This is a genomic window from Hahella sp. KA22, assembly GCF_004135205.1.
Classification (GTDB): domain Bacteria; phylum Pseudomonadota; class Gammaproteobacteria; order Pseudomonadales; family Oleiphilaceae; genus Hahella.
Map to the genome: position 1 here is coordinate 6,614,669 of NZ_CP035490.1, position 18,226 is coordinate 6,632,894.

Sequence of the window (18,226 nt, forward strand, 5' to 3'; positions counted from 1 at the left end):
CATGGAAGCCAGAGCAACGCATGTACGTTGCATCATTCTTGCCGGCGGTAAAGGCGCCCGGCTGCGCTCGCGGGTTGCGGATCTGCCAAAACCCATGGCGCCGGTGGCTGATCGCCCGTTTCTGGAGCTGCTGCTGGATCAGCTGGAACACCAGAATATCCACGATATCGTGCTGTCTCTCGGCTACAAAAGCGAGCACATCGTCCGCTATTTTGAGGAGCGTCCCCGCGCCACTCAGCGCCTGAATTTCGTAATTGAAGACGCGCCCATGGGCACCGGCGGCGCTATTCGCATGGCGGCGGAACAGCATCCCGCACCCTATTATCTGGTGCTCAATGGCGACAGTTTCTGCGATACCGATTTACAGGACTTTATTTCCTCCGTCTATCGCAGCGAGTTCACCAACGGCATGCTGGCCGCGCTACAGCCTGATTGCTCCCGTTACGGCAAGCTCACCGTACACAAACACAGCGGCAAAGTGATCATGATTGAGGAGAAAAAGCCGAACGCCGGCCCCGGCCTGATTAACGCCGGCGTCTATTTCCTCAGCGCCGAGTTCTTACATAAACATTGTCCGCAACAAGGCGCGTTTTCCTTCGAACAAACCGCCTTTCCGGCGCTGGTGGGCGGAGGGTTATACGCCTATACCAAAGCCGGCCCCTTTATCGATATCGGCATACCCGAAGACTATGACTTTTTATGCGCTCACAAGGAACAGTTCTTTCCCCAGCGGAAAGCTACCCTTTCTGCGCTCAGTAACTGAGCCCGGACAACCAGGAGGATGACCAATGAACATTGACATGGACTATGTAAAAGAACGCATCAGAGATTCGATTGCAGTCAAACAACGCCTGCTCGCGGACGAACCATTGATGGAGAAAGTGCTCCGTCTGGGACAAGTCTGCGTGGAGGTTTATAAAAGGGGCAACAAGGTTATCCTGGCGGGCAATGGCGGCAGCGCGGCGGACGCGCAGCATATCGCGGCGGAGTTCGTCAGCCGCTTTGAATTCGACCGCCCCGGCCTGCCCGCCCTGGCGGTGACGACGGATACGTCCATGCTCACGGCCATCGGCAATGATTACGGCTACGAACGGGTTTTCGCACGCCAGGTGGAGGCTAACGCCAAACCCGGCGACCTGTTCATCGGCATCACTACATCCGGTAATTCCAAGAACATATTGGTCGCTCTGGAAAGCGCCAAAGAAATGGACCTGATCACCGCCGCCTTCGCCGGTTCCGGCGGCAAAGTGCAGGCGCTGGCGGAGCACGTCATCAACGTGCCCTCCACACATACGCCAAGAATTCAGGAATGCCACATCATGATCGGACACATTATCTGCGGTATCGTGGAAGACGCGATCTTTGGCGAAGCCGCCGCCTGAACTGGAACTCACACAAACTGACAAGGACACGATTATGTTGGACATACCGCAACTCCTCTCCCGAGTAAAGCTGTTCCGAAAAAAGGCCGCTGTGCGCTGCGCCATGTGCTCAATGGGCGGCGTCGGCTCCACCGCCCTGGCGCGTCATATCGGCTCCATCTCCGATAAAACCATCCGCGAACACGCCTATACGCCCGACGTGTATGACGATGAGGTCGATATCCGGCTCGGTTACATGTTCGGCAATCCTTACGACGCGGTGCTCTCACTGTTTCGCCGCAATTATCAGGACATGCACGCGAAAGCCATGAACGTGAACAGCCCCACTCCGGCGCGTTCGCTGCGCGGCATGACGCTGGAAGAGTATCTGGAAAGAGGCGTGGATGAGTTCAATATCGAGCGCCAGTTTGATAATTGGGTCAGCAATCTGTCCCCCAAACACCCGACTATCCTGATCAAATACGAGAGCCTGGGTTCGACCATCGACAAGGTGCTGGAGTTTTTCCAATGCGAGGAACCGTTCGAATTGAAACGTCGTAATTCTTCCTGGGTGGATCAGCCTTCACGCATCATTGAAGGGCTGCAGCTGATCTACGGCGATGTGGCCGCAAAAATAGACGCCATGCCGCCATTGAAAATACTGCTGCCGGAAAGCGCTCACACCCGTACTCTGAACGCCGTCACCAGCTAATTCCAGTACAGGACCCGGAGGCCTCGCCTCCGGGTTGGCCGCTTACTTGATCGCATTGTTCACGCTGGTGTGAAAGCCGCCCATTTGAAGTGATATATCCGTATTCAATAAGTCCTGGTTCCAGACTTCGATATAGTAAATGCCCGATTGCAGGGCAAACTTGATGGCGTCGAGCAAATCTTCCCGGGTAATTTCGTTATAAGCCCGGGTGGAAGCCGTGCCGACCAGTTGCACGCCAGCAAAGCTGGATGCTGCGCCGGACAACAGCAGGCTATACATTTCCGGGTACGCCACCTCCGCATTGCGACGACTCCACCAAGCCCCGAATACGCCAAAGCGCGCCCCAATGGCGGCTTGCCCATAGGCGACAACCTGCTCCGCCACCGTCGGCGAACCCAGTACCGGATGCACATCCAGATCCAGACGCGTGTCATCAAAAGCTTGGCTGTATGCATCCAGAATCCGCTTCCATGAATTTATTAACACAGACTCGCTGTATCCTTTCGCGTAGAAGTCCGCCTCCGCCTGAGCATCAAAAAAATACTGCATTTCAAAGCCATTGGTGGTGGAGTTAGTCATATGCACCAACTGCAGCGCCTCCTCGCCACTATAGCGAGCGCCCAAGGCCGTAATAAAGTTTGTCAGGTAACGCAGATAGGTTTCATCCCAGGGAATCGGCAGCCGCCGGGGAATGTCCCCGCGAAAGATGTAATCCAGCATGTCCGCGCCTTCGGATTCCAGCCAGGGCGGCGCGGCGTATCCATTTAGCAGCGCGAAGGTGACATGCAGCCCCTGCGCCTTGGCTTTGCCCAACTGCTGATCCAGCAATGTCCAGTCATAGACGCCGGGAGATGGCTCCATTTCCGCCCAGGGAATACGCACCAATACGCCATCCAGATAGGCCGCTTCTTCGATATTGTTAAACACTGAGGAGGAGGTGCTGTTAGTGGGACCGCAACTGCAGTAGATACCCGCCAGCTCGTAGGTTTTCGGTGGTTCGGTGCGCCCGGAATCATCGACGATATCGTCCTGTCCGACATCGCCATCGCTATTCCCATTGCCTGTTGGTTCCAGGTCGTCTGGATCGATGCTGGCCGAGGGGGCGCTTTGGGTATCCACAACCTCCCCATTTGAGCCGGAGCCGTTATCAGTACTTCCGCCACCGCCACCACAAGCGCATAGAGTCAAAAATAGAGTCGCTAGTAATAATCTCGCCGCCATGAGGCCTGATCGCACCAATGCCTCAGACCATTGATAAGTTCGCAACAACATAGTTCATCCCATAACTTCAGCGCCGGACCTACCGGCAAACATGCAATCCATCGCCCGCAACTGCCTGAACACGGACATTTGGCGAGGGCATCATATAAGGATGGAAGTGATCAAAAAAGAAACAATTTGTAAAAACGGGGGGTATAGCGGCCGCCGTAACCATACTCAAACAAACAGCAATAAATTCAGAAGGATATGTTGCAACGAGTGAGTCATAGTCTTCTTTTATTAAGATATGCAACGCTAAAATAGCCAATAAAAAGCATGTCTGTCGCCCTGCAACAACGATGCTGCGGGAGGCCTCAAATCACCAAAGGGAAGACAATATGAAAAGCATAATAAAGCTGGCGCTGGCCATCGCCCTGAACGCCAGTATTCTGGGTTGCGCCACGTACTCTCAACCTGTCCGCTTTTACGACGCCTCCTCTTGCGAGTACCGAATCACCAGTCTGCGGCAAGACATTCATACCTGTTACGGGGAAGCATTTCCGATCGAGCATGCAGTATTAGTCGCAGCGCAAAGCGACAGTCAGATTTTTCGTGAGCAGTTAAAAACTTTAGCAGGCTTCGACTGGGAAAAGGAACGCGCCATCCTCATTACCGCGCTAGCCGATAAAGCGAATAACGACGGCTATCACACCGATGTAACAACCGCTCAGGATCTACTGGGAGGCCATCATTTCACGATTCAGCTGTATTCTCACGAAGGAGACTTATTGGCGGAGTCCAATGAACGGGTGGATTTGCATTGGATTCAGTCACATCAGAGGTAGGAGAGGTTTACAAGGGATAGCGAAGCGCCACTACACCGCTTCGCCTTGAGGTATCACACCGACTTACCAGGGATATGCGGCTTCTTTCACCTCCGGTGCGGGTGAAGAAGTGACTTTCAGCGCCAGCATCAATTTCGCCGGGGCGCCGCCTTCGAGCACGATCTTACCTTCTGAGAAAGCAACGTCATCTTTACCGCGTTTGCCGATGAGAACTTCTTCAGCGCCATTTTTAGACGCATGATATAGCGCTTCTTCCATATCAATCTGAAAGACTCTACCCAGGATTGTGCGAGTCCCTCTCGCTCTTTCCCAAACTTCCAGACACGGCGAAGGCTTACCATTTTTAGAGCCTTCCTTAGTGATCAATTCCACTTGATATTCCGTGCCGGTCTCAAAGTCTTTTTTTGCGATATCCAAAATTGTAGTCATATCCTACTCCCTTGTTTCTGCTGTTAATTTTTCTAATAAGACCGTCGCGCCTTGACGGCCTGTCTCCAGCATTATGACATACTATAACGATAGATTTGGCCGCATGCTCCCCACCTGGTTTCGCCACAGTTACCTTTCAGTGGCTCACCCTCCCTACTCCAGGCAATGTTCAACGCACGGCGCCGCGGCAGATTCGCTCCAATAGCTCGGCAAACTCAATACCTGCGGCCTTCGCTGCTTGCGGCAATAGACTATTCGCGGTCATACCCGGCAAGGAGTTCCCCTCCAGGCACCACACTGCGCCGTTATCTTCGACACGGAAGTCAATCCGGCTGTATACGCCCAGCTTCAGCGCCGCATGAGCCCGCAATGCCATTTCCTGCATGACGATGGCGTCAGCCTCGGAAATCTCTGCCGGAAATATCTCACGGGCGCCGCCTACCTGATATTTAGCCTGGTAATCGAAAATCTCGTTAGGGGCGATAATCTCTCCAACCGGCAATGCCTGTCCTTCCAATATTCCGACCGTGAATTCTCGTCCGGGGACAAACTTTTCAATCATCACTTCATCGTCGTATTCACTGGCAAGCGCTATCGCTCGCGCCAGTTCAGACGCTTCGCGCACTACGCTTAAGCCAACGGTGGAGCCTTGTTTACTGGGCTTGACCACTACTGGCCAGCCCAATTTCTCCGCGACCTCATCGCTGCTTGCCGGCGCCATCAGCCAATCCGGCGTGGGTACGCCTGCGGCCCGAAATAGGCGCTTACTCAGGTCCTTATCCATGGCCGCCGCGCTCGCAATATGATTGCTGCCGGTATAGGCAAGTCCCGCCAGGTTCAGCATCGCCTGAATCCGCCCGTCTTCTCCGGGGCCGCCATGCAACGCCAGAAAAACGACATCAACGTCACGAATATTGAAAGCCTCCGCAGACAAAGCAATGGCCCGCCCCCTCACATCAGCGATAACCGAAGTCGACGGCGGCTCTGGCCCCACACCGGCTTGCAAAAGACGCGCTTCATCCGCTGCAGATAGCCGCCCAGTAGCCGTATCCACAGAAAAGACCTCATGCCCCAGACTTCGCAGCGCCGGAATAATTTGCGCGGCGCTGGCGATTGAGACGTCCCGCTCCTCACTCGTGCCGCCGAATAATACCGCGATTTTCATGGTCCTTATTCTCCTCACCCCAGACGTAAAAACAAAAAAGCCCCAAAATAATGGGGCTTTCAAGTCAGGCTGTCACAGCTCTATATCTTAAATATTCTTTAGCTTTCAAGTTAAAATGGAATATCGTCGTCAAAGTCGTCCATAGGCTCTGGCATGGGCGGCTTTGGTTGCTGAGGCTGTTGTGGGCGTTGTTGCCCCTGGTTCGGAGCGGAATAGCCGCCGCTTGAGGCGCCATAGTTGTTATTGGAAGCGCCGCCATAATTGTTGTTGGAGGGAGCGCCGCCATAGTTACCGGCAGGCGCAGCGGCTGGAGCGCCGCCGTAGCTATCGCCGGAAGGAGCGGATTGCTGCCAACCGTCGTTGTAACCTTGCGAGTTATCCATACCACCGCCGCCACTGCGGCTGTCGAGCATCTGCATCTGACCTTGCATGTCGACAACAATCTCTGTGCTGTAACGATCCTGTCCAGACTGGTCCTGCCATTTGCGCGTTTGCAGACGACCTTCAATATATACTTTGGAGCCTTTTCTCAGGTACTGAGCGGCAATCTCCGCCAGCTTGCCGAACAGCACAACCCGGTGCCATTCTGTACGAGGCACCAGTTGTCCCGTCTGCTTGTCTTTATAGCTCTCGTCAGTCGCCAACCTCAGGTTGGAAATCGCGCTGCCGGAGGGGGTATAACGTGTTTCCGGATCGCTACCCAAATTACCAATTAGAATTACTTTATTTACACCACGCGCCATATCGCTCTCCAAACGTTATCCCTCAACCTGGGCGGTGAGAGGGTAATTTACCAGCGCTTTCTCATCAAAGCGCTGTCTATCAATCTTTAAATACGCCAAGTGTTCTTCAATCACCAGAGTGACGTCTTCAACACCATGAATTTGCGTCAGTTCCTGCGCTATCTTATCCGCTGCGTCCACATTGAACGGCTGCAGCGGCAGCACATAACTCGCTGTATAGGGAGGATCAGGCATGAACAGGGACACTCCGCCCCATACTACCGCCATCACTGTACAAAGACCATACACTCCCATCAAACCAAACTTCTGGTAAGCCAGTCCACCTAGGACGCCCCCTAGAAAGGCGCCGAAGAACTGCGAGCTGGAGTACACTCCCATCGCTGTTCCCCGCATTCCCGCAGGGGCCACCTTGCTAACCAAAGAAGGCAGAGTCGCTTCCAAGAAGTTGAAAGCCAAGAAAAAGCCGAATACAGCCAGGGTAAACCCGATAAAGTCGTTCACCCCTTTCATTACAATCATGAGAGCCGCCGCCATTAACCAGACAGCTCCGGTGAAAACCTGTCGCAAAAGCCGCTTTTTCTCACCAATGATGATCAGCGGAATCATGAATACGAAGGCTCCGCCCATCACCGCCAGATAAAACCAGCCATGTCGATCCGCGGCCATATTAAATTTATCCGCCAATGTAACCGGCATTGCGACGAACATCGCCGTCAGTATCATATGCAGCGAAAATATTCCCCAGTTCAGACGCATCAGCTCTTTATGCTGAAAGACATCCCGCAAGGCGGAGCGAAGCACTATCGTTTCCAAGTTACGCCGCTGCTGCAACGGGGTCGGCACTTTATACAACAAAACCATTCCTGACAACGCCATGCACGCCGTCGCCCAAAACAGTCCAGACAATCCTGCAAAGCCTGAGATGAATGGTCCCAGCACCAACGCCAGCGCAAATGACAGCCCAATCGTCATTCCAACGGTCGCCATCGCCTTGGTGCGGTTCTCTTCCTGCGTCAAATCACTGAGCAACGCCATTAATACGCTGGCGATGGCGCCCGCTCCTTGCAACAGACGACCACAGATAACCCCATAAATATGATCGCTCAATGCAGCAACGACACTTCCAAGGCAGAACAATCCCAATCCAATCAATATCAGTTTCTTCCGACCAAAACGATCAGACAGCGCTCCAAAAGGCACCTGCATGACTGCCTGGCTCAAGCCGTAAACGCCTATGGCCAGGCCCAGCAGCGCGGGCGTTGCGCCTTCAAGCTCTCTGCCCAGCACCATGAAAACCGGCAGCACCATAAACAGCCCAAGCATTCGCATGGCGTACAACGAAGCCAGCGCGGAGACAGCGCGGCGCTCCTGGGGCATAAACCTCTGCGTCTTTTGCATTTAACTACCGTACCAGTCCATCAAAAAGCGCACATTGTAGCATTTGACCAGCCACTTATTAATCGATTCGCTGTCGCTTTGCTCATCCTGTTTCCCTACTTATATAATGACCGGCTGTAAATTCCGGAGGTGAAAAAGAATTTTATGGACACGATCCAAGTCCGCGGAGCCCGAACTCACAATCTTAAGAATGTCGACCTGGACTTGCCGAGAGACAAGCTCATCGTCATTACCGGGCTATCAGGCTCCGGAAAGTCATCCCTGGCTTTTGATACGCTGTACGCGGAGGGACAGCGGCGCTATGTGGAGTCGCTGTCTACTTACGCCAGACAGTTTCTGTCCATGATGGAGAAGCCGGATGTTGACCATATAGAGGGTCTCTCCCCCGCCATTTCCATCGAGCAGAAGTCCACCTCCCATAACCCTCGCTCCACTGTCGGCACCATTACAGAAATCTATGATTACCTGCGTCTGCTGTTCGCACGCGCTGGCGAGCCTCGCTGCCCGGATCACGACATCGTGCTCGAAGCCCAAACGGTCAGCCAGATGGTTGACCGAATCCTTGAGTTGCCTCAGGAAAGCAAGTGGATGTTGCTGGCTCCAGTCATACGTAATCGTAAAGGCGAACACCTGCATGTGATCGAGGGACTACGCGCGCAAGGCTTCATTCGTGCGCGCATCGACGGCATCGTGACTGACCTCGACGACGTCCCCCAGCTGGACAAGAAACGTAAGCACACCATAGAGGTTGTAGTAGACCGACTCAAAATCCGCGCAGATATTCAGACACGATTGGCCGAGTCGATCGAAACCTGTATTGAGTTAGCCGAAGGCGTCGTTATCGCCGCGCCAATGGACGGAGACGGCGAAGAACTGATCTTTTCAGCACTATTCGCCTGTCCTGAGTGTGGGTACAGCGTCAGCGAACTCGAACCGAGAGTCTTCTCTTTCAACAATCCAGCTGGAGCCTGCCCAAGTTGTGATGGACTTGGCGTAAAGCAGTATTTTGACCCCGATAAACTCGTAGAACGTCCAGAGCTGACATTGGCTGAAGGCGCTATAAAAGGATGGGATAGGCGCAGCGTATTCTACTTTCAAATGCTGACCAGCCTTGCGGACCATTATGAAGTCGACATTGAAACGCCTTTTGAAGCGCTTCCGGAATCTTTTCAAAATGCGCTGCTAAAAGGCAGCGGACGCACCGATATAAAGTTTAAATATGTGAATAGCCGCGGAGATATAGTCTTCAGAGAGCACCCATTCGAAGGCATATTGCCCAATATTGAACGTCGCTATCGGGAAACGGACTCGCAAATGGTGCGAGACGAACTGTCCAAGTTCCTCACCCAGAAGTCCTGCCCAGACTGCCACGGCAGTCGGCTAAAGCGTTCGTCTCGTCATGTGTTTATCGACAATAAGAGCCTGCCGGATACATCCCGCATGGCCATCGGCGACGCGTCCAGCTTCTTTCACCATCTATCTTTGCCTGGTCGCAAAGGAGAGATCGCGGCGAAAATCGTTAAGGAAATCCAGCTACGCCTGCAATTTCTTGTTAACGTCGGACTGGATTATCTGACTCTGGATCGCAGCGCAGAGACTCTTTCTGGAGGAGAAGCCCAGCGTATCAGATTGGCCAGTCAGATAGGCGCGGGTCTGGTTGGGGTCATGTATGTGCTTGACGAACCTTCTATTGGCCTGCACCAGAGAGACAATGACCGTCTGTTGGCCACGCTGACCCACTTGCGGGATCTCGGCAACACAGTAATCGTGGTTGAGCACGACGAAGACGCCATCCGCATGGCGGACTATGTCGTAGACATCGGGCCAGGAGCGGGAGTACATGGCGGAGAAATCGTCGCCCACGGCTCTCCTGAACAGGTGATGGAAAGTGATAAGTCCATCACAGGCCAATATCTGAAGGGAACGCGCTGCATTGCTGTGCCGGAACAAAGAGTGCAACCGGACCCTGACAAGCAGCTGATTATTACCGGGGCGACCGGGAACAACCTGCAGTCCGTCACGCTTAAAGTCCCAGTGGGACTGTTTACCTGCATCACTGGGGTGTCGGGATCAGGTAAATCCACGCTGATCAATAGTACGCTCTATCCAATCGCCGCCACCAAGCTCAACATGGCGACCACCCTTACCCCTGAGCCCTATGGATCTATTGAGGGACTGGATCATTTCGATAAAGTTATTGATATCGACCAAAGCCCAATAGGACGTACTCCAAGATCCAACCCCGCGACCTACACCGGCATATTCACCCCCATAAGAGAACTTTTTGCAGCGACTCAAGAAGCGAGATCTCGCGGCTACAAACCGGGAAGATTCAGCTTTAACGTACGGGGGGGACGCTGTGAGGCCTGCCAGGGTGACGGCGTTATCAAAGTAGAAATGCACTTCTTACCCGATCTTTATGTTCCCTGCGATGTATGTAAAGGAAAACGCTATAACCGTGAAACTCTTGAAGTCACCTACAAAGGAAAGTCCATTCATGACGTTCTGGAGATGACGGTTGAGGATGCTCGGGAGTTTTTCGACGCCATTCCAGCCATCGCCAAAAAGCTACAGACGTTGATTGATGTTGGTCTTTCTTACATCCGCCTAGGCCAAAGCGCAGTCACCTTATCGGGAGGCGAAGCTCAACGCGTCAAGCTTTCACGAGAACTGTCTAAGCGAGATACAGGTAAAACTCTGTACATTCTTGACGAACCTACGACTGGTCTGCATTTCTTTGATATTGATCAGCTGCTTAAGGTACTACATCGCCTGCGTGATCACGGAAATACCATTGTTGTAATCGAGCATAACCTTGATGTGATTAAAACAGCGGATTGGATCATCGACCTTGGCCCAGAGGGAGGAAGCCGGGGCGGATTGATTATCGCCGAAGGCGCTCCAGAAACAGTCAAAGACAATGACAAGTCGCATACCGCTCATTTCTTGAAACGCATTCTGGAAAGCTAGCTGGTAAAAAATGATAAAGGAGCTGCGAGAAATCAACGCTCCCTTATCTCGAAAAAGGCCTGCATATGGCACAGGCACAAAAAAAGCCGCTAAAAGCGGCTTTTTAATATCCAAGAAGATCTTACTCTTCGTTGTCGCCTTCGGCTTCAACTACCGGACGGTCCACTAGCTCTACAAAAGCCATTGGAGCACTGTCACCCGGTCTCAGACCACACTTGAGAATACGCAGATAGCCGCCAGGGCGATCTTTGTAACGAGGACCAATCTCTTCGAACAGCTTGGTCACTGCATCTCTGCTTCTCAGACGAGAGAAAGCAAGACGGCGGTTAGCTACAGAATCACTTTTAGCCAAAGTGATCAGAGGCTCAGCCACTCTTCTCAGTTCTTTCGCTTTGGGCACCGTGGTTTTGATCAGCTCATGCTCTACCAACGATGCCGCCATATTCCGGAACATCGACTTGCGATGCGCGCTAGTCCGGTTAAATTTACGACCACTTTTACGATGACGCATCTTCTTTATCCTTCAACTACACTGTTGGCGCGCATTAGCCGCCTAATACCCGATCATCGCCCCGAATGCTGGCCGGAGGCCAGTTTTCAAGACGCATACCTAAAGACAAGCCGCGTGAAGCAAGCACGTCTTTAATTTCGGTTAATGATTTCTTGCCTAGGTTAGGAGTCTTCAAAAGCTCCACCTCAGTGCGTTGAATGAGATCACCGATATAGTAGATGTTCTCAGCTTTTAAGCAGTTCGCTGAACGCACAGTCAGTTCTAAATCATCAACCGGCCGCAGAAGAATCGGATCGATTTCTTCTTGCTCTTCAACTTTTTCTGGCTCATTTTGCTGATCAAAATCTACAAAGACAGCAAGCTGCTGTTGCAGAATTGTCGCTGCCCTACGGATTGCTTCCTCAGGATCAATCGTTCCGTTTGTCTCCAAGTCGATAACCAACTTGTCCAAATCGGTACGCTGCTCAACCCGAGCGCTTTCAACGTTATAAGCAACACGGAGCACTGGGCTGAAAGAAGAATCAAGCTGCAATCTTCCAATTGCTCTTGTTTCGTCATCAGCTGAGTTCCGCTGATCCGCAGGCTCATAACCACGCCCACGAGCCACTTTCAGTTTCATCTTAACGTCGCCATTCGAGTTAAGATTGCAAATAACCATGTCTGGGTTCGCAATCTCAACATCATGATCAAGTTGGATATCGCTAGCCAATACTGGACCAGCGCCCTTCTTGTTCAGGGACAACGTTGCTTCATCACGGTTGTGCATTTTGATGGCGAGATTCTTCAGGTTCAGAAGAATTTCGATAACATCTTCCTGCACACCTTCAACGGTGCTGTACTCGTGAAGAACGCCATCGATCTCAACTTCGACGACAGCGCAACCCGGCATTGAAGACAGCAAAATGCGGCGTAATGCACTTCCTAAAGTATGCCCGAAACCGCGTTCGAGCGGTTCCAGGGTCACCTTTGCGTGAGTCGCATTGATTTGATTCACCTCGATAGTACGAGGTGTAAGAAATTCGTTTAATGAACGCTGCATAGACGCCCCTACTGGCTGAATTAGTTGCTGGCCTTACTTAGAGTAGAGCTCCACAATCAGGTTTTCGTTAATATCTGGAGACAGATCAGTACGCTCAGGAACTGATTTGAAGGTTCCAGACATCTTCGCAGCATCAACTTCAATCCACTCCAGAGTTGCACGCTGTGCGGCCAACTCAAGAGAGCCTTTAATGCGAAGCTGATTCTTTGATTTCTCGCGAATGCTTACTACATCGCCAGGCTTGACCTGATAGGACGGAATATTTACAGCCTTACCATTCACCAGAATCGCCTTGTGTGACACCAACTGACGGGCTTCGGAGCGGGTGGAGCCGAATCCCATACGGTATACAACATTATCCAGACGACGCTCTAACAACTGGAGCAGGTTCTCGCCTGTAGCGCCTTTAATGCGGGCTGCTTCTTTGTAGTAGCTACGGAATTGCTTTTCCAGAACTCCGTACATACGACGTACTTTTTGCTTCTCACGCAACTGTAGACCATAGTCGGATAGACGACCACGACGTTGGCCATGTTGCCCAGGAGCGGTCTCCATGTTGCACTTGCTATCAAGTGCGCGAGCTCCGCTCTTTAAAAACAGGTCTGTGCCTTCACGGCGAGACAATTTACACTTCGGTCCAATATAACGAGCCATTAGACTTCTTCCTCTTTAAACTCGACGCTTTTTGGGAGGACGGCATCCGTTATGTGGGATCGGAGTAACATCAGTGATGTTAGTGATCTTATACCCACATGCGTTCAATGCACGAATTGCGGACTCGCGACCGGGTCCAGGTCCTTTAACCAAAACATCTAGGTTTTTTAGGCCGTATTCAGCAGCCGCATTACCGGCTCTTTCAGCTGCTACCTGCGCAGCAAAAGGTGTGCTCTTTCTGGAACCACGGAATCCTGAACCACCAGAAGTCGCCCAGCTTAGAGCGTTACCCTGACGGTCGGTAATGGTTACGATAGTGTTGTTGAATGAAGCGTGGATATGCGCTACGCCGTCAACAACAGTCTTTTTCACCTTTTTACGGGTACGTGTACCTGGTTTTGCCATGCTCTATTCCTGATACTTATTTACGAATAGGCTTACGAGGACCTTTGCGGGTGCGCGCATTTGTCTTAGTGCGCTGCCCTCGTACCGGCAAGCTATGACGGTGACGTAAACCGCGATAGCAGCCGAGATCCTTCAGCCGTTTAATGTTCATTTGCACTTCACGACGCAAATCGCCTTCAACAACCATCTTGGCAATTTCGTTCCTCAGTACGTCCAGCTGCTCCTCAGACAGGTCTTTAACCTTAGATTGAGGGCTGATGCCGGTTCTCTCACAAAGGCCACGTGAAGTGGTGCGCCCGATCCCATAAATATAGGTCAGGGACACTTCTGTGTGCTTGTTATCGGGGATATTGACACCCGCTATACGTGCCATCCATCTTACTCCGCATAAATGTTATTGGTAATAATTACCAACAAATTAAAAGGCGCAGAATGATAGCGCCTTCGTGTATACAAATCAAGCAACAGAGCTAAATATTAGCCTTGTTTCTGCTTGTGTCTTGGTTCTGTGCTGCAGATTACCATTACCGCGCCATTACGACGGATAATTTTGCACCCACGACACATTTTCTTTACTGATGCTCTAACTTTCATTGCTATTCTCCAGTCTCACGCCGATTACTTTAAAACTTGCTCGACTATCGGACCAAACCGCTTTTGCCGTAATTCTTCAGGTTCGACTTCTTCATGAGCGAATCATATTGATGCGACATGAGGTGCGACTGAACCTGGGCCATGAAATCCATGACCACAACTACAACAATTAACAAGGAAGTTCCGCCAAAATAGAAAGGAACATTCCAAGACACCACTAAAAACTGTGGCAGTAACGCCACAGCTGCAATATACAAAGCGCCGAACACCGTTAAGCGGGTAAGAACGCCATCAATATATTTAGCAGTGTTTTCCCCAGGACGAATACCAGGAACAAATGCGCCAGAACGCTTCAAATTGTCGGCAACTTCCTTGGGGTTATACATTAATGCTGTGTAGAAGAAGCAGAAGAATACCACTGCTATCGCAAACAGAATAATGTATAGCGGTTGGCTTGGACCAAGCGCCTGCGAAACAACCTGCAACCACTCCATTCCTTCGCCCTTGCCAAACCATTGCCCCAGTGATGCTGGAAACAAAAGAATACTAGAAGCGAATATAGGAGGAATTACACCAGCCATATTCACCTTCAAGGGAAGATGGCTGCTTTGCTGAGCATATACCTTGCGGCCTTGTTGACGACGCGCATAGTTGATAGTGATACGGCGTTGCCCGCGCTCCATGAAAACCACGAACGCGATAATTGCTACTGCGAATACTGCAACTGCAATTAATGTCAGAACACTCAATTCGCCAAGACGCGCTTGCTCGAATGTCTGACCAACCGCACCAGGTAAACCTGCAACGATACCAGAAAAAATCAGCAACGAAATCCCGTTACCGATCCCCCTCTCAGTAATTTGCTCGCCAACCCACATCAAAAATACGGCGCCACAAACGAAGGTAACGACAGCGACAAAGAAGAAGCTCGGTCCGGTTGTAAAGGTGACACCTTGATTCGCCAGACCGACGGAAATACCAAACGCCTGAACGGTCGCAAGCAGCACTGTACCATATCTAGTGTACTGACTGATTTTGCGCCTCCCCGCTTCACCCTCTTTCTTCAGTTGCTCCAGTTGCGGACTAACGACAGTCAACAACTGCATAATGATCGATGCAGAAATATAAGGCATGATACCAAGAGCAAAGATACTCATACGCTCCAGGGCTCCCCCTGAAAACATATTAAACAAGCTCAAGATAGTGCCTTGATTCTGATCAAAGAGCGCCGCGAGTCTATCGGGATTAATTCCTGGTACAGGTATGTGGGCGCCAACTCGATATACGAGTATCGCCAACAGTACAAACCAAAGCCGAGCACGAAGCTCGGCAAGGCCTTTACCTGCACCTGCGGGTAATGCGTTTAGTTTGGCCATTTATTCCTCGACTTTGCCACCTGCGGCTTGGATTGCTTCTTGCGCGCCTTTGGTCACTTTCAGTCCTTTAACAGTCACCGCACGGGTAATCTCTCCGGACAGAATAACCTTGACCTGCTTAGCCTGTTGAGCAACGATGCTAGCCGCTTTCAAAGCCGCCAAATCGATAACATCAGTACCAAGGCTGTCGATTTCACTCAGTCTAACTTCTTCAGAGTAACGGCCAACCCTTGAGGTGAAGCCGAACTTGGGCAGACGACGCTGCAAAGGCTGTTGACCGCCTTCAAAGCCAGGTCTGATAGTTCCGCCAGAGCGGGAAGTTTGACCTTTGTGACCACGGCCACCGGTTTTACCCAGCCCGCTACCGATTCCACGCCCCAATCTTTTAGGAGACTGCTTGGAACCTTCGGCCGGCTTGAGAGTATTCATTTTCATATTACTCTCCTTCCACCTTCACCAGATAGTTAACCTTGTTAATCATACCTCTTACTGAAGCTGTATCTTCTAGTTCTACAGTATGATTAATTTTTCTCAAACCCAAACCGCGAACGCAGTCCTTGTGCTTGGGCAGGATTCCGATAGTACTCTTTACCAGAGTTACCTTAATAGTCTTTGCTGCATTGGCCATGACTTACCCCAGAATCTCTTCCACAGTCTTACCACGCTTAGCTGCAATCTCCTCAGGAGCTTGCATGGCTTTTAAGCCTTCGAACGTGGCGCGAACAACGTTAACAGGGTTGGTTGAGCCGTAACACTTAGCCAATACGTTTTGTACGCCAGCTACTTCCAATACAGCGCGCATTGCACCGCCTGCGATAATACCAGTACCCTCAGAAGCAGGCTGCATAAACACCTTAGCGGAGCCATGACGCGCCTTGACTGGATACTGCAAGGTATTGCCGTTCAAGGTTACGGTAATCATGTTCTTGCGGGCCGCGTCCATAGCTTTCTGAATCGCAACAGGCACTTCACGCGCTTTACCACGACCAAAACCTACTTTACCGTTCCCATCGCCAACTACGGTCAAAGCTGTGAAGCCGAAAATACGACCACCTTTAACAACCTTAGCCACGCGGTTGACCTGAACAAGCTTCTCTTGGAGCTCTGCTCCCTTTTGCTGCTCGTTATTTGTCATATATTCAACCTCTTAAAACTCGAGTCCGTTTTCCCGCGCAGCATCAGCTAACGCTTTTACACGACCATGGTACTTGAAGCCGGAACGGTCAAAAGCCACTTTGGTAATGCCTGCAGCCTTAGCTCTTTCCGCGATCATTGCGCCAACTTTACCTGCAGCGTCTACGTTACCGGTAGCTCCTGCACGCAAATCTTTATCCAGAGTGGAAGCTGTAGCCAAAACCTTGCTTCCATCCGCGCTGATAATTTGCGCGTAGATATGACGCGGCGTCCGATTGATACTCAATCTGTCGACACCGAGTTCACGAATTTTATAACGGGTTTTCTTAGCCCGACGTAACCGAGAAATCTTTTTGTCACTCATAGCCGCGCCCTACTTCTTCTTAGCTTCTTTAACTCGAACTTGCTCGCCGGAGTAGCGAACACCCTTTCCTTTATATGGTTCAGGCGGTCTGATACTACGGATTTCAGCAGCAACCTGCCCAACTTTTTGCTTATCGATACCACGAATCACAATTTCAGTTTGGGTGGGAGTCTCAGCTGTAATTCCCTCGGGAATTTCGAATACTACAGGGTGAGAAAAGCCAAGAGTCAGGTTGATCGCCTTGCCTTGAGCCTGCGCTCTATAACCTACGCCAATCAGTTCCAACTTGCGCTCAAAACCTTGAGTAACGCCGAGAACCATGTTGTTGATCAACGCACGCGTGGTTCCAGCCAATGCACGTGCTTGGTTGGAGCCTTCTTTTGGACCAAACGTCAATGCGCCATCTTCCTGCTTCACTTCAACAGAAGGATGAACAGACAAAGAAAGAGCGCCTTTGCCGCCCTTGATATTTACCAGCCGACCGTCGAACTTAACCTCTACGCCAGCGGGAATCTGTACTGGATTTTTTGCTACCCTAGACATGATTCACTCCTAGAAGACGGTACAAATAACTTCACCACCAACGCCGGCTTTACGAGCTGCTCTATCAGTCATAACGCCTTTGGAAGTGGATACGATCGCGATACCCAAACCACCATTTACGGTAGGCAGGTCATTAGCGGCTTTGTACTGGCGCAAACCTGGACGGCTCACTCGGCTAATATTCTCAATAACCGGAGTGCCTTGGTAGTACTTCAGTGTGATCTCAAGAACAGGTTTTACTTCTTCACTAGCTTGAAAGTCAGTGATAAAACCTTCTTCTTTCAAGACGTTGGCCACAGCGACCTTCATCTTTGAGGAGGGCATACGCACAGTCTCTTTTTCCGCCATCTGTGCGTTACGGATACGGGTAAACATATCCGCCAAGGTATCTTGCATACTCATTTAATAGCTCCAAACATTTTAGTTGTGCAGCGCTTTCGGCCTAACGGCCGAAAGACGCTTACCAACGGTCGAGCGTTACCAGCTTGCCTTTTTCAAACCAGGCACATCACCACGCATTGCGGCTTCGCGAAGTTTAATTCGGGACAGACGGAACTTTCTCAATACCGCATGCGGACGACCAGTTACTTGGCAGCGATTGCGCAGTCTTGAAGGACTAGCGTCTCTCGGTAGCTTCTGCAACTTCATCTGCGCTTCCCAACGCTCTTCATCAGAGACGTTCGGATTTGCAATAATGGCCTTCAACGCAGCGCGCTTTTCAGCGTATTTCGCTACGGTTTTTTCACGCTTGAGCTCACGCTCACGCATTCCAACTTTTGCCAT

At 51.3% G+C, this 18,226-nt stretch carries 24 protein-coding genes; 5 read left to right on the forward strand and 19 right to left on the reverse strand.

All coding sequences use genetic code 11. The features are described from left to right. Position 1: 1 nt before the first annotated feature. Genes EUZ85_RS29235 through EUZ85_RS29245 form a run of 3 tightly spaced genes read left to right on the forward strand, consistent with a single transcriptional unit; the run spans position 2 to position 2,073 of the window. Positions 2-763, forward strand: coding sequence for a nucleotidyltransferase family protein (locus EUZ85_RS29235; RefSeq protein ID WP_164887391.1), 762 nt, complete (start codon positions 2-4; stop codon positions 761-763). Positions 764-788: 25 nt separating this feature from the next. Next, positions 789-1,382 carry an SIS domain-containing protein gene (locus EUZ85_RS29240; RefSeq protein ID WP_127973638.1) on the forward strand — a complete coding sequence of 198 codons (594 nt, stop codon included), beginning with the start codon at positions 789-791 and terminating at the stop codon, positions 1,380-1,382. A gap of 34 nt (positions 1,383-1,416) precedes the next feature. Then, the gene (locus tag EUZ85_RS29245) at positions 1,417-2,073 is read left to right on the forward strand and encodes a hypothetical protein (protein WP_127973639.1); all 657 of its coding nucleotides are present in this window, start codon (positions 1,417-1,419) and stop codon (positions 2,071-2,073) included. Positions 2,074-2,115: 42 nt separating this feature from the next. On the opposite strand, the gene EUZ85_RS29250 is transcribed toward EUZ85_RS29245, so the two are convergent. Next, a complete protein-coding gene (locus EUZ85_RS29250) occupies positions 2,116-3,192 on the reverse strand; it encodes a beta-galactosidase (RefSeq protein ID WP_164887392.1) in 1,077 nt (358 codons plus the stop codon). A gap of 479 nt (positions 3,193-3,671) precedes the next feature. On the opposite strand from EUZ85_RS29250, the gene EUZ85_RS29255 reads away from it, so the two are divergent. After that, the gene (locus tag EUZ85_RS29255; protein ID WP_127973641.1) at positions 3,672-4,118 is read left to right on the forward strand and encodes a hypothetical protein; all 447 of its coding nucleotides are present in this window, start codon (positions 3,672-3,674) and stop codon (positions 4,116-4,118) included. A 63-nt stretch (positions 4,119-4,181) separates the two neighbouring features. Here EUZ85_RS29255 and EUZ85_RS29260 read toward each other — a convergent pair whose 3' ends face one another. The 4 genes from EUZ85_RS29260 to EUZ85_RS29275 all read right to left on the reverse strand — a co-directional run bounded on the left by EUZ85_RS29260 (position 4,182) and on the right by EUZ85_RS29275 (position 7,853). Beyond that, positions 4,182-4,547, reverse strand: a complete 366-nt coding sequence (locus EUZ85_RS29260) for a hypothetical protein (protein WP_127973642.1) — start codon at positions 4,545-4,547, stop codon at positions 4,182-4,184. Between the two features lie 169 nt (positions 4,548-4,716). Next, positions 4,717-5,712, reverse strand: coding sequence for a D-alanine--D-alanine ligase (locus EUZ85_RS29265; RefSeq protein ID WP_127973643.1), 996 nt, complete (start codon positions 5,710-5,712; stop codon positions 4,717-4,719). A gap of 110 nt (positions 5,713-5,822) precedes the next feature. Continuing rightward, positions 5,823-6,455, reverse strand: coding sequence for a single-stranded DNA-binding protein (gene ssb / locus EUZ85_RS29270; protein WP_127973644.1), 633 nt, complete (start codon positions 6,453-6,455; stop codon positions 5,823-5,825). Between the two features lie 15 nt (positions 6,456-6,470). Beyond that, entirely contained in the window at positions 6,471-7,853 is a 1,383-nt protein-coding gene (locus tag EUZ85_RS29275; protein ID WP_127973645.1) for an MFS transporter, read from the reverse strand. Positions 7,854-7,997: 144 nt separating this feature from the next. On the opposite strand from EUZ85_RS29275, the gene uvrA reads away from it, so the two are divergent. Continuing rightward, positions 7,998-10,823, forward strand: a complete 2,826-nt coding sequence (gene uvrA / locus EUZ85_RS29280; RefSeq protein WP_127973646.1) for an excinuclease ABC subunit UvrA — start codon at positions 7,998-8,000, stop codon at positions 10,821-10,823. A gap of 121 nt (positions 10,824-10,944) precedes the next feature. Here uvrA and rplQ read toward each other — a convergent pair whose 3' ends face one another. From rplQ to rpsN, 14 genes are all read right to left on the reverse strand, one after another. Further along, positions 10,945-11,334, reverse strand: coding sequence for a 50S ribosomal protein L17 (rplQ, locus tag EUZ85_RS29285; RefSeq protein ID WP_011399894.1), 390 nt, complete (start codon positions 11,332-11,334; stop codon positions 10,945-10,947). Positions 11,335-11,368: 34 nt separating this feature from the next. Further along, a complete protein-coding gene (gene rpoA, locus EUZ85_RS29290; protein ID WP_011399895.1) occupies positions 11,369-12,373 on the reverse strand; it encodes a DNA-directed RNA polymerase subunit alpha in 1,005 nt (334 codons plus the stop codon). A gap of 33 nt (positions 12,374-12,406) precedes the next feature. Beyond that, positions 12,407-13,027 (reverse strand): 30S ribosomal protein S4, encoded by a 621-nt coding sequence (gene rpsD / locus EUZ85_RS29295; protein ID WP_127973647.1) that lies wholly within the window; start codon positions 13,025-13,027, stop codon positions 12,407-12,409. A gap of 15 nt (positions 13,028-13,042) precedes the next feature. Continuing rightward, positions 13,043-13,432 carry a 30S ribosomal protein S11 gene (gene rpsK, locus EUZ85_RS29300; RefSeq protein WP_011399897.1) on the reverse strand — a complete coding sequence of 130 codons (390 nt, stop codon included), beginning with the start codon at positions 13,430-13,432 and terminating at the stop codon, positions 13,043-13,045. A gap of 16 nt (positions 13,433-13,448) precedes the next feature. Next, positions 13,449-13,805, reverse strand: a complete 357-nt coding sequence (gene rpsM, locus EUZ85_RS29305; RefSeq protein WP_127973648.1) for a 30S ribosomal protein S13 — start codon at positions 13,803-13,805, stop codon at positions 13,449-13,451. Positions 13,806-13,909: 104 nt separating this feature from the next. Then, a complete protein-coding gene (gene rpmJ / locus EUZ85_RS29310) occupies positions 13,910-14,026 on the reverse strand; it encodes a 50S ribosomal protein L36 (RefSeq protein ID WP_011399899.1) in 117 nt (38 codons plus the stop codon). A 44-nt stretch (positions 14,027-14,070) separates the two neighbouring features. Further along, a complete protein-coding gene (gene secY, locus EUZ85_RS29315) occupies positions 14,071-15,402 on the reverse strand; it encodes a preprotein translocase subunit SecY (RefSeq protein WP_127973649.1) in 1,332 nt (443 codons plus the stop codon). Next, positions 15,403-15,837, reverse strand: coding sequence for a 50S ribosomal protein L15 (gene rplO / locus EUZ85_RS29320; protein WP_127973650.1), 435 nt, complete (start codon positions 15,835-15,837; stop codon positions 15,403-15,405). Between the two features lies 1 nt (position 15,838). Next, positions 15,839-16,030 (reverse strand): 50S ribosomal protein L30, encoded by a 192-nt coding sequence (rpmD, locus tag EUZ85_RS29325; protein WP_127973651.1) that lies wholly within the window; start codon positions 16,028-16,030, stop codon positions 15,839-15,841. Positions 16,031-16,033: 3 nt separating this feature from the next. After that, positions 16,034-16,537 carry a 30S ribosomal protein S5 gene (rpsE, locus tag EUZ85_RS29330; RefSeq protein WP_011399903.1) on the reverse strand — a complete coding sequence of 168 codons (504 nt, stop codon included), beginning with the start codon at positions 16,535-16,537 and terminating at the stop codon, positions 16,034-16,036. A gap of 12 nt (positions 16,538-16,549) precedes the next feature. Beyond that, entirely contained in the window at positions 16,550-16,900 is a 351-nt protein-coding gene (rplR, locus tag EUZ85_RS29335) for a 50S ribosomal protein L18 (RefSeq protein ID WP_127973652.1), read from the reverse strand. 9 nt (positions 16,901-16,909) lie between these two features. Next, positions 16,910-17,443: a 50S ribosomal protein L6 gene (gene rplF, locus EUZ85_RS29340; protein ID WP_011399905.1), complete on the reverse strand. Its 534-nt coding sequence runs from the start codon at positions 17,441-17,443 to the stop codon at positions 16,910-16,912. Between the two features lie 9 nt (positions 17,444-17,452). After that, positions 17,453-17,845 carry a 30S ribosomal protein S8 gene (gene rpsH, locus EUZ85_RS29345; RefSeq protein ID WP_127973653.1) on the reverse strand — a complete coding sequence of 131 codons (393 nt, stop codon included), beginning with the start codon at positions 17,843-17,845 and terminating at the stop codon, positions 17,453-17,455. 75 nt (positions 17,846-17,920) lie between these two features. Then, on the reverse strand, positions 17,921-18,226 hold the full coding sequence (gene rpsN / locus EUZ85_RS29350) for a 30S ribosomal protein S14 (protein ID WP_011399907.1): 306 nt from the start codon (positions 18,224-18,226) through the stop codon (positions 17,921-17,923).

What these genes read in the sequence shown, in the direction of transcription:
- rplR (WP_127973652.1), bottom strand. Translation starts at nt 16,900, where the DNA reads ATGAGTGACAAAAAGATTTCTCGGTTACGTCGGGCTAAGAAAACCCGT.
- EUZ85_RS29245 (WP_127973639.1), top strand. Translation starts at nt 1,417, where the DNA reads ATGTTGGACATACCGCAACTCCTCTCCCGAGTAAAGCTGTTCCGAAAA.
- uvrA (WP_127973646.1), top strand. Translation starts at nt 7,998, where the DNA reads ATGGACACGATCCAAGTCCGCGGAGCCCGAACTCACAATCTTAAGAAT.
- rplQ (WP_011399894.1), bottom strand. Translation starts at nt 11,334, where the DNA reads ATGCGTCATCGTAAAAGTGGTCGTAAATTTAACCGGACTAGCGCGCAT.
- ssb (WP_127973644.1), bottom strand. Translation starts at nt 6,455, where the DNA reads ATGGCGCGTGGTGTAAATAAAGTAATTCTAATTGGTAATTTGGGTAGC.
- rplO (WP_127973650.1), bottom strand. Translation starts at nt 15,837, where the DNA reads ATGAAAATGAATACTCTCAAGCCGGCCGAAGGTTCCAAGCAGTCTCCT.
- rpmD (WP_127973651.1), bottom strand. Translation starts at nt 16,030, where the DNA reads ATGGCCAATGCAGCAAAGACTATTAAGGTAACTCTGGTAAAGAGTACT.
- secY (WP_127973649.1), bottom strand. Translation starts at nt 15,402, where the DNA reads ATGGCCAAACTAAACGCATTACCCGCAGGTGCAGGTAAAGGCCTTGCC.
- rpsH (WP_127973653.1), bottom strand. Translation starts at nt 17,845, where the DNA reads ATGAGTATGCAAGATACCTTGGCGGATATGTTTACCCGTATCCGTAAC.
- EUZ85_RS29240 (WP_127973638.1), top strand. Translation starts at nt 789, where the DNA reads ATGAACATTGACATGGACTATGTAAAAGAACGCATCAGAGATTCGATT.
- EUZ85_RS29255 (WP_127973641.1), top strand. Translation starts at nt 3,672, where the DNA reads ATGAAAAGCATAATAAAGCTGGCGCTGGCCATCGCCCTGAACGCCAGT.
- rpsN (WP_011399907.1), bottom strand. Translation starts at nt 18,226, where the DNA reads ATGGCAAAAGTTGGAATGCGTGAGCGTGAGCTCAAGCGTGAAAAAACC.
- rpsK (WP_011399897.1), bottom strand. Translation starts at nt 13,432, where the DNA reads ATGGCAAAACCAGGTACACGTACCCGTAAAAAGGTGAAAAAGACTGTT.
- rpsE (WP_011399903.1), bottom strand. Translation starts at nt 16,537, where the DNA reads ATGACAAATAACGAGCAGCAAAAGGGAGCAGAGCTCCAAGAGAAGCTT.
- EUZ85_RS29275 (WP_127973645.1), bottom strand. Translation starts at nt 7,853, where the DNA reads ATGCAAAAGACGCAGAGGTTTATGCCCCAGGAGCGCCGCGCTGTCTCC.
- rplF (WP_011399905.1), bottom strand. Translation starts at nt 17,443, where the DNA reads ATGTCTAGGGTAGCAAAAAATCCAGTACAGATTCCCGCTGGCGTAGAG.
- rpmJ (WP_011399899.1), bottom strand. Translation starts at nt 14,026, where the DNA reads ATGAAAGTTAGAGCATCAGTAAAGAAAATGTGTCGTGGGTGCAAAATT.
- EUZ85_RS29235 (WP_164887391.1), top strand. Translation starts at nt 2, where the DNA reads ATGGAAGCCAGAGCAACGCATGTACGTTGCATCATTCTTGCCGGCGGT.
- EUZ85_RS29260 (WP_127973642.1), bottom strand. Translation starts at nt 4,547, where the DNA reads ATGACTACAATTTTGGATATCGCAAAAAAAGACTTTGAGACCGGCACG.
- rpoA (WP_011399895.1), bottom strand. Translation starts at nt 12,373, where the DNA reads ATGCAGCGTTCATTAAACGAATTTCTTACACCTCGTACTATCGAGGTG.
- rpsM (WP_127973648.1), bottom strand. Translation starts at nt 13,805, where the DNA reads ATGGCACGTATAGCGGGTGTCAATATCCCCGATAACAAGCACACAGAA.
- rpsD (WP_127973647.1), bottom strand. Translation starts at nt 13,027, where the DNA reads ATGGCTCGTTATATTGGACCGAAGTGTAAATTGTCTCGCCGTGAAGGC.
- EUZ85_RS29265 (WP_127973643.1), bottom strand. Translation starts at nt 5,712, where the DNA reads ATGAAAATCGCGGTATTATTCGGCGGCACGAGTGAGGAGCGGGACGTC.